Genomic DNA, 1049 nt, shown 5'->3' with positions numbered 1-1049 from the left:
GTTTAATCTTCCAATACGCTTCCTTCAACAACAGCCGTTCCTTGCACTTCTTCTTAGGTGCATGGCCTGTAATCGGCATCTGGTTTACTGCACTGGGCATCAGCACCATGGCATTTAACCTGAATGGCTTCAACTTCAACCAGAGCATCATTGACTCACAAGGTCACGTGATCAACACCTGGGCTGATGTACTCAACCGTGCCAACTTAGGTTTCGAGGTCATGCACGAGCGTAACGCTCACAACTTCCCTCTAGACCTTGCTGCGGCTGAAGCTACTCCCGTAGCTTTGACTGCTCCAGTCATCAACGGTTAATCTCAACTTGGCTTAATCAGCTTGATTAGAAAAAAGCGCTCTCCAGATGGGGAGCGCTTTTTTGTTTGGAGTATGATGGATAACTTTGAGTAGGCTTGGGGATATGATCGCCGCTTTGGGATTACTTATATTGATTAAATATAGATTACCCAACCCAACAGCGTATTCCTAAGGCTAGTTTTGAGTGGTATTGCGAGTGTATTCACACTAATCGGGTGGTTTGATTATTAATCGGAAAAACCAATAGGGTTTAGCGGGAAGTGCTGGTAGCGATCGCGAAGGGTGACCAAAGGTCAATCCCATTTGATCTATCCGATTTGATCTAGTAGCGTACGCTATTTTGGTTTACCTATTCTTCCTATATAACATTAATATTTATTTGTCAAGCTTTACTTAATATAACTTTTACTTATTTACATTATTTAATAACCTGAGGGGAAATTACTCTCAAAACCCTTTACAAAACTTTAGATATTGCTTAATATAAATACATGAAGGCACAAACAAGCCGGACGAACCTCGATAACTTCATATTCATACCCGCAATCATAAGAACATGACTACTGTATTACAGCAGAGCAACACCTCTGTGTGGTCTCAGTTCTGCAATTGGGTCACCTCTACCAACAACCGCCTCTATGTAGGTTGGTTTGGTGTATTAATGATCCCAACCCTGCTAGCTGCTACCACCTGCTTCATCATTGCTTTCATCGCTGCTCCTCCTGTGACATCGAT

Annotated in this window: 3 pseudogenes; all 3 read left to right on the top strand. The window is 42.6% G+C overall.

Annotation, left to right across the window (positions count from 1 at the left end):
• A pseudogene (locus tag LYNGBM3L_RS11195) lies at positions 1-314 on the top strand (photosystem II q(b) protein); the annotation flags it as partial.
• Between the two features lie 57 nt (positions 315-371).
• A pseudogene (locus LYNGBM3L_RS50240) lies at positions 372-538 on the top strand (family 1 glycosylhydrolase); the annotation flags it as partial.
• A gap of 332 nt (positions 539-870) precedes the next feature.
• Positions 871-1049: pseudogene (locus LYNGBM3L_RS40375) on the top strand (Photosystem Q(B) protein 1); the annotation flags it as partial.

It is taken from the genome of Moorena producens 3L, assembly GCF_000211815.1.
Lineage (GTDB): Bacteria > Cyanobacteriota > Cyanobacteriia > Cyanobacteriales > Coleofasciculaceae > Moorena > Moorena producens.
Note: the sequence above shows the minus strand (reverse complement) of the source record. Positions and strands in the feature narration are given on the sequence as shown.